This is a genomic window from Paraburkholderia fungorum (genome assembly GCF_046027605.1).
In the GTDB taxonomy this organism is placed as follows: Bacteria; Pseudomonadota; Gammaproteobacteria; order Burkholderiales; family Burkholderiaceae; genus Paraburkholderia; species Paraburkholderia fungorum_F.
Genome location: NZ_JAQQEF010000013.1, coordinates 122,402 through 135,855, shown reverse-complemented (window position 1 = coordinate 135,855; position 13,454 = coordinate 122,402). Strand labels below are relative to the sequence as shown.

Annotated in this window: 9 protein-coding genes; 3 read left to right on the top strand and 6 right to left on the bottom strand. The window is 63.1% G+C overall.

Annotated elements, in window-relative coordinates:
- Positions 1 to 22: 22 nt before the first annotated feature.
- From PQR53_RS22030 to tssA, 4 genes are all read right to left on the bottom strand, one after another.
- On the bottom strand, positions 23 to 511 hold the full coding sequence (locus PQR53_RS22030; RefSeq protein ID WP_408421505.1) for an Hcp family type VI secretion system effector: 489 nt from the start codon (positions 509 to 511) through the stop codon (positions 23 to 25).
- Positions 512 to 556: 45 nt separating this feature from the next.
- Positions 557 to 2,053 carry a type VI secretion system contractile sheath large subunit gene (gene tssC, locus PQR53_RS22025; RefSeq protein WP_179732067.1) on the bottom strand — a complete coding sequence of 499 codons (1,497 nt, stop codon included), beginning with the start codon at positions 2,051 to 2,053 and terminating at the stop codon, positions 557 to 559.
- 25 nt (positions 2,054 to 2,078) lie between these two features.
- Positions 2,079 to 2,585, bottom strand: coding sequence for a type VI secretion system contractile sheath small subunit (gene tssB / locus PQR53_RS22020; RefSeq protein WP_459251633.1), 507 nt, complete (start codon positions 2,583 to 2,585; stop codon positions 2,079 to 2,081).
- Positions 2,586 to 2,671: 86 nt separating this feature from the next.
- Complete coding sequence (gene tssA / locus PQR53_RS22015) at positions 2,672 to 3,706, bottom strand: type VI secretion system protein TssA (protein ID WP_408458328.1); 1,035 nt, start codon at positions 3,704 to 3,706, stop codon at positions 2,672 to 2,674.
- 877 nt (positions 3,707 to 4,583) lie between these two features.
- Here tssA and PQR53_RS22010 point away from each other — a divergent pair.
- The 3 genes from PQR53_RS22010 to PQR53_RS22000 are packed head-to-tail and all read left to right on the top strand — an operon-like array spanning position 4,584 to position 6,932.
- The gene (locus tag PQR53_RS22010; protein WP_408458325.1) at positions 4,584 to 5,264 is read left to right on the top strand and encodes a hypothetical protein; all 681 of its coding nucleotides are present in this window, start codon (positions 4,584 to 4,586) and stop codon (positions 5,262 to 5,264) included.
- Positions 5,265 to 5,298: 34 nt separating this feature from the next.
- Positions 5,299 to 6,099 (top strand): PP2C family protein-serine/threonine phosphatase, encoded by an 801-nt coding sequence (locus PQR53_RS22005; protein WP_408458322.1) that lies wholly within the window; start codon positions 5,299 to 5,301, stop codon positions 6,097 to 6,099.
- Positions 6,100 to 6,128: 29 nt separating this feature from the next.
- Complete coding sequence (locus tag PQR53_RS22000; protein WP_408458562.1) at positions 6,129 to 6,932, top strand: glycosyltransferase family 2 protein; 804 nt, start codon at positions 6,129 to 6,131, stop codon at positions 6,930 to 6,932.
- Here PQR53_RS22000 and PQR53_RS21995 read toward each other — a convergent pair.
- Both PQR53_RS21995 and PQR53_RS21990 read right to left on the bottom strand, forming a co-directional pair.
- Positions 6,929 to 11,767: a two-partner secretion domain-containing protein gene (locus PQR53_RS21995; protein ID WP_408458319.1), complete on the bottom strand. Its 4,839-nt coding sequence runs from the start codon at positions 11,765 to 11,767 to the stop codon at positions 6,929 to 6,931. The two genes, PQR53_RS22000 and PQR53_RS21995, sit on opposite strands and share 4 nt — an antisense overlap.
- Positions 11,768 to 11,775: 8 nt before the next feature.
- Positions 11,776 to 13,449: a ShlB/FhaC/HecB family hemolysin secretion/activation protein gene (locus PQR53_RS21990; protein WP_408458316.1), complete on the bottom strand. Its 1,674-nt coding sequence runs from the start codon at positions 13,447 to 13,449 to the stop codon at positions 11,776 to 11,778.
- Positions 13,450 to 13,454: the final 5 nt, after the last annotated feature.

The following is a 13,454-nucleotide window of genomic DNA, read 5'->3' as shown; positions in this document are numbered from 1 at the left end:
GTCGCCCTATGCCGTCATCGGCTCAGGTGTCGGCGTTGGCGGGAATGTTCCATTTCGTTTCGACCACCCCGCCCTCCTTCGCACCCTTGGCGTTTTGCGGCTGGTACTCGACATGGAACTTCTCGAAGTTGAGCGTGACGTTCTCGGTAAAGCGCTCCTCGCCGCCCGAACCACCCGTCGAATACGAGCTCACCAGCACGCCCTCCAGGGTGATCTTGTAGTACTCCAGCGGATTGTCGCCGCCGGCCTTGCGCACGGTCAGCAGCGCCTTGTCGATATGCGTGCCTTTGGTACAAGCCGCCATGATCGGCGGACTCGCTTTATCGCTGTATTTGGTGAACGACAGGTCCTGCACCGAGACCTTGCCGGCCCCACCGCCCGTGCCCATGTGCATGGTGCCGCTCTGGCTCAGGCCCCAGCTCCACGCCAGCACTTCGATTTCTTCCTTATGGGACTTGTCCTGCGACTCGCCCTTGATATCGCCCAGCTTCATGAACATATCGATGGCCATGTCTTTCTCCGCTCAAAACAATTCGTCACTGAATAGGGATTTCCGTCATGCCGCCTTGGCGGACGGAAGCTTCGAAACCAGCCGTAGCGATACGGTCAGGCCTTCCAACTGGTAGTGCGGACGCAGGAAAAACTTCGACGTGTAATAGCCCGGATTGCCTTCGACCTCCTCGATGACCACTTCCGCGGCGGCAAGCGGCCGCCGCGCCTTCGACTCTTCCGTCGAGTGCGCCGGATCGCCATCGACGTATTGGAGGATCCAGTTCTGCAGCCAGCGCTGCATATCGTCCTTCTCCTTGAAACTGCCGATCTTGTCGCGCACGATGCACTTCAGGTAATGCGCAAACCGGCTGCAGGCAAACAGATAAGGCAAACGGGCGGCCAGATTCGCGTTCGCGGTGGCGTCCGGGTCTTCGTACTCGGCCGGCTTATGCAACGACTGCGCGCCGATAAAGGCGGCAAAGTCGGAGTTCTTCTTGTGGACGAGCGGCATGAAGCCGTTCTTCGCCAGTTCGGCTTCGCGGCGATCGCTGATGGCGATTTCGGTTGGGCATTTCATGTCGACGCCGCCGTCGTCGGTCGGGAACGAATGCACGGGCAGGTTCTCGACCGCGCCGCCCGACTCGATGCCGCGAATCCGCGAGCACCAGCCGTACCGTTTGAACGAGCGGTTGATATTGGTCGCCATCGCATACGCCGCATTGGCCCACGCGTACTTCTTGCTGTCCGCGCCGGCGGTGTCTTCCTCGAAATCGAATTCTTCGACCGGATTGGTTTTGGCGCCATAGGGCGCGCGCGCGAGGAAACGCGGCATGGCGAGACCGACGTAGCGCGAATCCTCCGATTCGCGCAGCGAGCGCCACGCGGCGTGTTCAGGAGTCTGAAAAATCTTCGTCAGGTCGCGCGGATTGGCCAGCTCCTGCCATGAATCCATCAGCATCACCGCAGGGTCGGCGCCCGCGATGAACGGTGCATGCGCCGCGGCGGAAATCTTCGCCATCTGCGTCAGCAGATCGACATCGGGACCGCTGTTGTCGAAGTGATAATCGGCCACCAGTGCGCCATAAGGCTCGCCGCCGAACTGGCCATATTCCTCCTCGTAGAGCTTCTTGAAGAAGGGACTTTGATCCCACGCGGTGCCTTTGTATTTCTTGAGCGTCTTGTGCAGATCGCCCTTCGATACATTCATCACGCGGATTTTCAGCGACTCGTCCGTCTCGGTGTTGTTCACCAGATAGTGCAAGCCGCGCCACGCGCTCTCGACCTTCTGAAACTCTTCCGAGTGGATGATCTGGTTGATCTGCGCGGTGAGTTTCGCGTCGATCTGTGCGATCAGCGATTCGATGGTGGCGAGCACATCGCCGGAAATCACGTTGGTGTCGCGCAGCGCCTGTTCGGCGAGCGTGCGCACCGCTGTCTCGACGGCTTCCTTCGCCTTGTCGCTCTTCGGTTTGAATTCCTTTTGCAGCAGGTTCGCGAAATCGCTCACTTCAAGCGCCGCTTCGCCTGGTTGCGCTTGCCCTTGGGTGCTAGGTTCAGCCATGGTCAGACTCCCCTTTAAATCACGCTCATTCCTGCGGCTTCGGTGCGGATGCCAACGACTGCAGCAAGGCAGGGTCGTTCAGCAGTTTCGCGATCAGATCCTCGGCGCCGGTCTTGCCGTCCATATAGGTCAGCAGGTTTTGCAACTGGCCGCGCGCCTCCAGCAGCTTCGACAACGCGTCCACCTTGCGCGCGACCGCCGCCGGAGAAAAGTCGTCCATGCTCTCGAAGGTCATGTCCACCGACAGATTGCCCTCGCCGGTCAACATGTTCGGCACCTGTACGGCGACACGCGGTTTCATCGATTTCAGACGCTCGTCGAAATTGTCGACGTCGATCTCGAGAAACTTTCGATCCGCCACCGGCGCCAACGGATCCGCCGGCTGACCGGAGAGGTCGGCCAGCACGCCCATGACAAAAGGCAGATTGACCTTTTTCTCCGAACCGTAGACCTCGACGTCGTACTCGATCTGCACGCGCGGCGCTCGATTGCGCGCGATGAATTTCTGGCTGCTTTCCTTGGCCACGACCATTCCCCTGGTTGACGCCGCACGGCCGCGAGCAGCGTGGCGCGTGACTGGCGTTGCTAAAAGCAAAAAGCACATCCCCGCCTGACTACTTACTCGTTCTCGATACCGCCGACCTGCCGTGCCTGGCCCACGCCTTCGGGCGCGAGGTCCTGCAGAATTTCCATGAAACTCTTGTCGACCAGGCGGCGCGCGCGCATCAGCAGCAGCGGTACCGGGCTGGAAGGTTCGTGACGCTCGTAGTACGCGCAGATCTTGTCGATCACGCGGATCACGTCCTGACGGTCCGTGATGTCGCCGGACAGCGGCGCGGCCGCCCGTTCGCCCGCTGCAGCGTTGCCGCCTGATGAAGGGTCCGCGGCCTCGGCTGGGCCGCCGGCATCGTCCGTGCCGGCGATACGCTCGCCGAGAAAATCGGCCGCCCGCCGCAGCAGCCGCACGAGCGGCGACAGGTCGATCGAACGCGCTGCGCCGACCCGTTCGGTCAACACCGTCTCGATGCGCATCGCGCTATGCAGCGCTGCGAGCAAGGCCGTATGCGTCGCGGCGGCGTCTTCGTGCGCGTCGGCGAGCACCGCCTCGATCGAGTTCAGTGACGGCGCCTCGGCACCGTTGGCCAGCGGGACTTCACCGGTCGCATATTCGATGTCGCGCAAGGTGACGACGCCATGCACACGCGAGGACGCGAGCAGTGCATCGCGCACGTCGACCAGCATGCCGGACTGTTCGGTGAGCGCGGCGAGTGCGTTGACGCGTGCGGTCGGATCGTTGTCGTCGTCGGGGTCGAGTTGCGGATAGACGTGGTCCCAACGCTGTTCCAGCAATCCCTCAATGAGCGCGAGGCCTTCGGCGCAACCGCCGAAACCCTTGCGGTTCAGCAGCGCGCGCGACAGGTGGACCGCGACGCGCAGGTCGCGGCTCTTCGCGAGCAAATCGAGCGCCAACGCTTCCGCGATTTTCCAGTCCGGCGGCGTGGCGGCGACCACGGTTTCGCCGTACTGCACGTCCGGCTTGCCATGTACGACCTGCTCCAGTTCACGAAAGTCAGGGTCATACTCGAGGTCGTCCCCGCACGGACTGGCAGCTGATATTTCGGCAAGCATTACGCCCGCAGCAAGCGTGGCCATGTCTTGAATCGGTCTCGGATGGGTAGTCTTGAGTACCGTAAATGACCGGTACGGGTTGCCTAGCCAGCAATGAATCAGCGCCCCCGGAAATGCGTGCTAACTCTAATTAGATTGCCTATGCGCGGGTATTTCAGTGTTTTAGCGCACTTCGAACTTTCTCTCCGGCAATCCGATATGAGAATAGCACGCAGCCCGGGAAATTAAAGCCGTACCTCAATAAAAATGGAGCTTCATTAATTAAGCGAAACACTATATGCAATATCTCAAATTCGCTAATTATTTAAAACGTTGCGACTAGTAAGTCACCCAATAATTCGTATTTGTCATATGATTCCTGTCATCTTCGGACTACTCTAACAACCCTGCCCGATGGTCGATACAGCGAATCGGCGAACATATAAGTAAACGAATCAGGCGCTCTTTTTTTAAAGAATTCCGCACTCCGGTCAAGCAGGTAAACCCTGACATAAATTTTAAGGGTTAATACCAATATCAATGGAACGCGTGTATGAATTGATCCGTATCACATATTAAGTTTTATCTTGTAATTAAGAAAACAGGCCAATAGACTAACTCTGTTTCTGATGTCTCTGCCGGGTGCATGGCGGATTTCCGGATATTGAGCGCGGCTGGCGCCGGCGAATTCCTTATTGGAGAGGCGGAGGCGAGTTCCAGAATCGTTAGCGACTGGAATCCGCTGCACCTCAGAAGCGGCAAGAATGGCGGTGTGAGCAGCACGGATTCGCCCCCGGACGCGGGGCTCACCACTTCGGGGTGACAGGTGGCACATATCCAAAGCGCAGCAGCAATAGACCATGCTGGGGAAAGCGCATTGCCCGACCTGTGGCAACGGCGCACGTGTTTGAGCCATGACGAGATGGAATCGATCTATACCATCGTGCGCCACGCGCTGACGGGCTACCATCCGTCGGAACTGCAGGCGCTTGGCGAGGACAAGGAAGAGCTCATCTCGCAGTTCCTTTATTTGAAAGTATTCCGTCTCGAGACCGCGCAGACGGCTGCGCCGAACTTCCCGTTGCACAGTGCGCCTTCGACCAGCCATGCCGTGTGCGCGTACTTTCGCCGCTATCTGATCGACTGTCTGCGTAGTGCGAGCCATCAACGCAACGTGTCGCTCGATGAAGGCGACGTGATGCTCGAAATCGACCGGCAAACGGCATTTCATCCGGATCCGATCGGCTCGGTCCTGCTGCAATACGGACTGCACGAAGCCGAGGTGCGCGAATCCGCGTCGCACTTCATCGCCTCGCTCGACGACGCCGACCGCATGCTGCTCGCGGGCAGTCTCGGCTGGCTGTCAAACGAAAAAGGCGGCTTGTCGCAGGTGGCCGCGCGTTACGGCATCGCGTCATATCACTACCGGGCGCGCAAGCTCGGCGTCACCCTGAAAAAAGGCTCGATACCCGCCGACTTCGCCCGCACGGAAATCGGTCAATGGATCGAGCAGCGCCTGGGCATCGACATCACACCGGGCAATCGCATCGCCATCCTGCTGGTTCTGGGCATTCTGTCCGCGCAGTCGCACGCGCAGGAATGAGGTCGAAAGATCACGAGCACATGAGAGGTCAACGGTGCAACTTGCCACCGCAAGCCTGACGGACCAGGGCGGCCGGCCACGCAATGAAGATTCGTTCGGCGACTGGTCGAGCGAGCGGCTCTACTATTGCATCGTCGCGGACGGCGCCGGCGGACACGGCGGCGGTGACACCGCCTCGCGCATCGTCGTCGATTCCGTGCTGGCGGATTTGCGCTACCTGACCGTTGCCGAATTGCCGCCGACGGGTGAGCGGCTCGTGAGCGCGCTTGCGCATGCCAACGAGAACATCGTCGAAGAACAGTTGCGCGGTGACGGTAAGGAAAAGGACATGCGCTCGACGGCTGTGCTGCTCGCCATCGATCGCGAATGCGGTACGGCCGCCTGGGCGCATTGTGGCGACACCCGGCTCTACTGTTTTCGCCGTGGCGAGATCAGCGCCCGCACGCGTGACCACAGCATGGTTCAGGAGATGGTGGACGCGCAGTTGCTCGCCGCGGAGGCGATGCGCCATCATCCGCGGCGCAACGTGCTGTATGCGGCGCTGGGTACCCAGGATCAACTGGACATTGCGGGTGTGGACGGGACGTTCGCGCTGCGTGACGGCGACGCTTTTCTGATCTGCACCGACGGCCTCTGGGAATATGCCGACGACGCCTGCATGGGCGACGCGCTGGCCAAGGCCGCGACACCGGGCGCGTGGCTTGACGCGCTGGCCGCGACGGTGCGCGCGAGCGCCAGCGCGAATCACGACAACTTTACCGCGCTGGCGGTGTGGGTCAGTGACGATCCTGAAGCGACGGTGTTGCAACTGGCGCAGGGTTCGGCACCGGTGTAACGCTCGAAACCGTTTCGACAAGTCTCATTATCGTGTCCATCTCGATCATCATTCCCTGCTATCAGGCCGCATCGACACTGCCGCGCGCGCTGCGCAGCTGCCTCATCCAGCAGGAGGCGGCGCAGATCATCGTCGTAGACGACGGCTCGAGTGATCGCGTTCTCGACGTTGCCAGGCGCTATGCGCAGGCCGACGCGCGAGTGGAGTTGCTGCGAATGCCGGTGAACGGCGGGGTCGCCCGCGCGCGCAACTGGGCGGCCATGTACGCGTCACAAGAGCTGCTCGCCTTTCTCGATGCGGACGACGAGTACTTGCCTGGCGCCCTCGCCGCGGCCAGCCACTATCTCGGACGCAATCCGGGCGAGGCGTCGGTGCGCCTGGATGTCGAGTATGCCGGCTTTCCGCGCGAGATCGTCGAGCATCCCGAGTTCGAAAAATACGCGGGGATATTGAGCAACACGGTGCCGAGCAGCCTTATCGTCCGGCGTGCGGTGTACCGCGCAATCGGCGGATTTCCGACCGACGAGTTCTTCCGCCGCGTCGGCGGCGAAGATGGTGCGTTTTCGTGGGCCCTCAGCAAGCTGTTCGGCAACCGGCGCCTGATCGACATGAAACGGGTGCTGCAGCATCACCACCCAGGCATCCACGCCGAGCGGTTCTTCAGAATCTACATGGGCATGAAGGCCGCCGTGCCCGAGGAAGTCGTTGAAGCACTGCGGCTGTCGCAGCAGTTCGTTGCCGGCGCCGAAGCCGCGCTCGCGCAACTGCGCGCCCTGCACTCGCCCGCCGGCACGGCAGCGCAGGCCGCCCCCGCGGCCACTGATCAACGCTAGAAGTCGCCGCAGCCGTGCTGGCCGTTCATCAGCATGCAGCTGTTCAGGTTGGGCTGCGAACGGACCCGCTTCCATTCGACCGCAAGGATGTCCTGATTGTCGCCCGGTGGCGTGGTGCTGAAGAGAGGCTGGTTCGAGCCGATGCAGATGTTGGTGCCCTGCAGATTGTTTTCATAGACGAAGGTCTGCTCCTGGCTGCCGAAGAACGACTGCAGACCGCTTTGCGCGACCGGGTTCAGGATTGGAATCACCGTCAGGGTGCCGGGGACCTCGTTCACGATATAACCCACGCCGGACGTAAAGTTGGGATCGATCGGATAACTCCCTCCTGGTGAACTGGCATTCGCTGCAGAGGTGGCGGAGCCGCTCAACGCCCCCGCTGCACTGTCGCCATTGATCAATCCGCTGGACGTGACGGTGAAAGCAGGGTTGGGCGCACCGGTGAAGCGCGTCGCGCCGTCCGCGCTGACGGTCACCGTCGGCCTCGCGACATAGACGAAATGATTGCCGGTAGTGGGCACCGTGCCGCCCCAACTACAGCCCGAACCAAACAGGCAGCCGTAGAAATTAGGCTGCGCGGTGTTCGGCTGCACGCTGCCGCGTGTCTCGCCATTCCAGGTGCTCGCCCAGATTCGCCATGCGCTGCCGGCACCGATCGTGCCCGAGCCCGCGTCGACGAAGACGCCCTTCTCCATCACCAGGTCGATCGAGCCGCCCGCGCTGAGGTTGGTATTGGGACCCGCCGGCGCAGGCGCGCTGCCGCCCAGTCCGATATTGCCGGTGGTAGCGGTCGCCACCAGGTTGCCGGTCAGGGTGGAGTTCGTGGCGTCGATCGGGTTCAACTGGCCGGCGGCGGAATTGAAGGTCTGGCTCGTCAGCGGTCCGATCACGAAACCGTGCGAGTTCGAGAAGTCGACGTTGCCCGCGCCGGCCATCGCCAGCACGCCGACGTCGTTTTGCGGATCGGTCAGCGTGAAGTTGCCGGGGCCGGCGAGAAGCAGCCCGGCGGCCTGAATGCCGCCGGGGTCGCTGACATGGCCGGCCGAGAATAGTGTCAGGATCTGGCCCGGCATTGAAATGCCGGAGGGCAGCACGATCCCCTGGCTGCCCGCGCCCGGATTGGACAGCGTGAGGTTGTTCGCGAAGCTCGGGCGCGTCGGCACGCAGGGCGAGCCGCCCGACGCGCACTGTCCGTTGACGGTGATGAGCCCGGTTTGCGTGCTGGAACCCAGCACGATGTTGGGGATCGACGCGAAAGTCGCAAATGTCTGCGGATCGATGCTGAGACCCGCACCGGTGCCGAACAGGGTGATGGGCGTGGTGTCCTGCGCGGTGATCGCGAACGACGACGAATCGACCGACGCTGGCGCAATCGACAGAGTGCCTCCCGGCGACGTGAGCGTTGCGTTGGTGATGGCGAGGCTGCTCGCGCTGCGGTCGTTCGACGTGCGCAACAGGATCGAACTGGGATTGCCGGTCGATAGCGTGACGTTGTTGGCTGTGGAACCGGCAACTGGGAGCGCTAGCGGAAACTCGGCCTCTTCGCCAGCCGGCAATGGCAATCCGATCGCCACGCCCGGATCGGACGTGTTAGTCGAGCCGGCGATCCCGATCGTGGTTGAGGGACCTGTTGCGGAGATCGTGCCATTGGTAATCAGCACGCCATAGTCGCCTTGCGTATTCGGGCTGGCGGCGGCCGGACCCTTTACCGCACCGCGGATATCGATCGCGCCGCCATTGGTGGACTTTATCGCCGAGCCGTCGGCGATCAGCACACCATCAGAGAACGGGCCGGTGCCGCTGCCATAGATGCTCAAGGTGCCGCTGCCGGTCGTCACCGCGACGGCTGGCGTCTGCGCACAGTCGCACAGGCTGTTCTCGAACAACAGGCCCACCACCGAAGCGCCTGAAAAAGCAGGTCCAATACTTTGCCCGGTCAACGTGATATTGCCGCTCGCCGACTGAACCGACGAACCGTGCATGTCGAGGCCGATTCCGCCATTCATGACCGACGACACCGTCCCGGCGACGCTGATGTTGCCGCTGCCGGTGGTCAACGCCGAGCCATAAAAATAGACGCCCAGCGGTATGGCCCCGGAGGCGCCATTCACAGTGCCCGAAACGCCAATCGCGCCGCTAGTGCTCGAGACGGCGGTGCTGTTGAAGCCGACGCCCTCGCCCCCGCCCCCGCTGTCCGGCGACACATTGCCGTTAATCGAGATCGCGCCGCCGGAACTGCTGATCGAGGGCAGCGTAGCGAGCCCCGTGCCCCTGGCGGCGCCGCTACTCAGGAACACGCCCGTGCCGAAGTCGCCGAGGGCGGTACCGGTCACGCTGATCGCTCCGCTCGTGGTGCGGGCGGAGCCGGTGGCGAGCTGAACGCCTGTACCCTCATCCTCCCCATTCGAACTGCCATGGCCAGTGATCGTGAGCGCGCCGCTATTGCTCTGAATCAGGCTGTTGCCGGTGACGTCGACGCCGTCGTTGTCCCCGCCACCGGCGGTGGCCGTGCCGGTGATGTCGAGGGGGCCGCTCGTCGTCGAAAGCGTGCTGGTGCTGCCGATGTTCACACCGGAGGTCGCACCTACGAGAGTGGTGCCGTTCACGGAAAGCAACCCGCCCTGAGAGCCAATGGTCGAATAGCTGATCGCGACGCCTGACGTCGACGCGAGCTGGTAACCAATCGCAATGGCATTCGCCGGCAAGGTGCCGTCGATCCCGAGATTGCCGTTCACCGTGCTGAGGTTGGACCGGGTGATGACGACCGGTCCGTTTCCGTCTGTGTCAATCGACATGCCGCCGCCGTTGGCGGTATCCGTCGTCGAAAGCGTGCTGTCCGAAATGGAGACGCCGGTATTGGAGCCTCCGGTGGCCTGGCCTGTAACGGCGAGCGTACCGCTCGTCGTCGAAAGCGTGCTGGAGGTGCTAATGCTCACACCGGCGGCGTTCGGACCGAGGGCCGTGCCTTCCAGGCCAAGCGAGCCGGCCTCAGTGGCAATCGTCGTATAGCTGATCGCGACGCCCGACCTGCTCGTGGTCTGATAACCAATCGCGACACCGTTCGCCGGCATTGTGCCGGTGATCGTCAGATTGCCGTTTGCCGTGTTGATCCTCGACGAGTCGATCAGGACGGGGCTCGTTCCTCCGCCACCGATGGTCACGCTGCCGCCGTTGGTGTTCAGTGCGACACTGAATAGCGAAACCAGACTGGTCGGGCTGGTGCGGCCCGTGTTCGCGTCGATCACGATGCTCAACGGTCCCGAGCTCGATGAGATGCTATTGAAATTGTCCGTGACCGATCCCGACGCGCTCAGCGTGAGCGTGGCGGCCCGGATGCCAGTTGTGAGGATCGCCGCGTCGACATTGATATTGCCGGTGTCACCTTCCAGCGTTCCCGTCGATATCTTTACCGAGGTGCCGTTGCTTAGCGGCACGGTGAGCGCTGTGGTCAGAATAAACGTGCCATCCGTAAGCGGCCCGAACATGATGGCGTTGGCGCCCGCTGGGGTGGGGGCCGGCCCGACGACCCCCGCCGGCAACGTCGACACAATATTCACATCGAACGGATCGAGCAGCCACCTGCCCCCTTGCCCCTTCGCCGCCGACGCATCGATGTTCGCCCCGGTCGTGTCGAGCGAGTGCCCGGAGGTTTCGATCAAGCCGCCATTGCCGCCCTGCGCGCCACCCTTCGCCGACAAGCTGCCGTAAATCCGGCTGGCCGAGTCGCTGTAGGCCACGACGTTGCCGCCATTCCCGTTGACGAGCGCATCCGCATGCAGGCTCGCGCTGGGCGACATCCAGATGGCATTGGCGTTGCGAATGGTTGGGTCCGCGCCCGCCGCGCCGCCTCCGAAGTGCACCGTGCCGCCGCCCGCGGCGCCGCTCGCATCCACATACGCGCCGGCCAGCAGCGCCACGTCATTGCCGGTCACGTCGATCCTGCCGCCCGTCTGACCTGCGCCGCCGGTTGCGTCGAGCGTACCGCTCACCAGCGTCACGCCGTTCGTGCCGCCGTCGAGCAGGATGTGTCCGTTGCGCTCGCTCAGGCTTTGCGCGCGCACGATGCCCTGCTGGTTGATGACCGTGCCGGCCAGTGCGTCGGCCGTCTGCGCGCTCATCACCACGGTGCCGCCGTCGGCGGCCAGCGTGCCGGTGTTGCCGATCAGCGCGTTGGCCGCGCCCTGGTTGATCTTCAGGGTCGTCAGGCCATCGCCGGCAAAGTCGACGGTGATGTCATTGCCCGCGCCCAGCGCGACGGTGCCGAGCCGCGCGCTCACGGTGCCGCTGTTGCTGACGGCGCCGCCGAGCAACACGATGGCGCCGCCCGACCCGGCCGTGAGCGAACCGGCGTTGCTGACCGGCGCCACCGAAGCGCCGACAAAATGAAAGTTGCCCGCGAGGAAGTCGGCGTTGGAGATATTGAGTGTCGACGCAACCATCGAGCCGACATTCACCGATGAACCCGGCGCAAAGATCACGCCCGCCGGGTTGACGAGAAACACCTTGCCATTGGCCTGCAAGCGCCCCGCGATGACGCTGGGGTCGTTGCCCATCACGCGGTTGAGCAGCGCCGACGACGCCGACGGCTGGGCGATCCTGACCGCTTCGCTGGCGCCGATCGAAAACGTGTTCCAGTTGACGATCGCGTTGGACGACGTCTGCGTGATGTTCATCTGTCCCGCGCCAGGGGAGTTGACGCTCACCGTTCCGGCCACCACCTGCGCGCCGGTGGGGTTCGCAAGCAGGGACGGCATGTACGACGCCGCGAACAACGCGGCGACCGCGCCGGCGATCGTTCCGGCGTGCCTCGGTCGCACACTGCATGGCTTGTTCATCGCACACCTCAGAACGTCTTCGTCAATTGCATATAAAAGCGCGGGACCTTGTCGTTGCCGGTGGTGTCGGACCCGGTCGTGCGCCATGCCACCGTGCCCTGTAACGAAAAGCCGCCCGGCGCGGCCCAGAATGCGCCGAGACCGGCGCCGCTGCGCGTGATCACGTTCGGCCCCTGGTTCGGACGCGGATTGGCGTTGTACCAGCCCGTGCCAAAGTCGAAAAAGCTGAACACGGTCGCTCGCGAATCGATCGCATAGCGCCCCTCCAGCGTGGCGACGAAACCCTTGTCGACGAGTGCTTCGGACGGCGAATAAGCCCGCACCGCGTGCGGTCCGCCCAGCAGGAAGCGTGACGAACTGTCGAGCGTCGTGGCGGCCCATTGACCGGACACACCGGCGAACACGCTCAGCCGGTCGGTGAGCGCGTTGAGGCGGTTGGCAAAGAAGGTGGCGCGCAATTCGTTGCCTTGCGTGTTGCGCCCGAACGACGAGGCGTCGAGTTGCTCGGCCGCCGCGTTGCGGAAATGAAGACTGCCGATCAGCAACTCCACGTCGGCACTGTTGAAGCCGCCGCCAAAGATCGCGTCACGGCTTTCGTAGCTCAGACCGAGGCTGCCCTCCACCATCGAGCGGGGATTGTGTGCATCCACGACGCCGATGTTGTCGATCAGGTCGCGATACTCGAAATTGACGCGGCCTAGCAGGCTCTGACTGCGGGTCCGTACGAGCGGATGCGTGAGCGTCAAGTCCACCACGGTTGCCTCGCCCTGCGCGTCGAGCGACGCGAATTCCTTGCCGAGCGCATAGTTCAGCCGCGACACGGCGACCCCAACACGCGTGCCCTGTGCGTTGATTGGCGCCTCGTAACCGATGCGCCCATACAGGGTATCGCCCCGCTCGCTGCCCAGCAGCCGCAGATCGAGGTTGTCGCCGATCATGAACGGCGAATTCAGACGGGCGAGCGCGCCCAGACGCCATGTGCCGCTGGAGTCCGCGCCAAAGTTGTCGACGTCGAGCGCGAAGGTCCAGCGTTTGGCCGGCGTGACGTTAATCGTCAGATCGACCGTGCCCGGCTCTTCACCCGCCTCGATTGCCGAGGAAACCTGAATGCCCGGCAGATCGGAGAGCAGCAGCATGGTCCGCTCGAGTTCGTGCTGCTGCAGTGGAACGCCCACCGGAATCTGCGCGACGCGCGCGCGCAACAGGTCTTCGCGGATCGGCGTACCCGCCGCAACGTCGAGCCGCACGTGACCGACGCGTCCTTCGAGCACACTCAACTCGACGTTGCCGGAACTCACGTCCTGCGGTGGGATCACTACCTGGGCGAGCAGATAGCCGCGATCGCGATAGACCTTCGTGATGCGCGCGGCAATCGCTTCGAGATCGGCAAAGCCAATGCTGGTTCCGATCTTGTCCTGCACGGGCGCAAGCAGCACGTCGGCCGGAATCGTATCGTTGCCTTTGAGCGTGATGCCTTTGAGCAGGAATGTCGCGCCGGGCGCCGTCACCGGCGGTATCGCCTGCGGCACGGCGGGCAACGACTGGTTACCGCCGGGCGGCGCCGGACGCGTGTCACGCGGCGCCGTCTGGTTCAGGATGCTGCCCGCATTGGGCAGCGTCTGGCCCCACGCCAGCGCGCTGCTGCAGGACACCGCCGCGGCAATCAATCGGAGTCGGTTCATGGGTG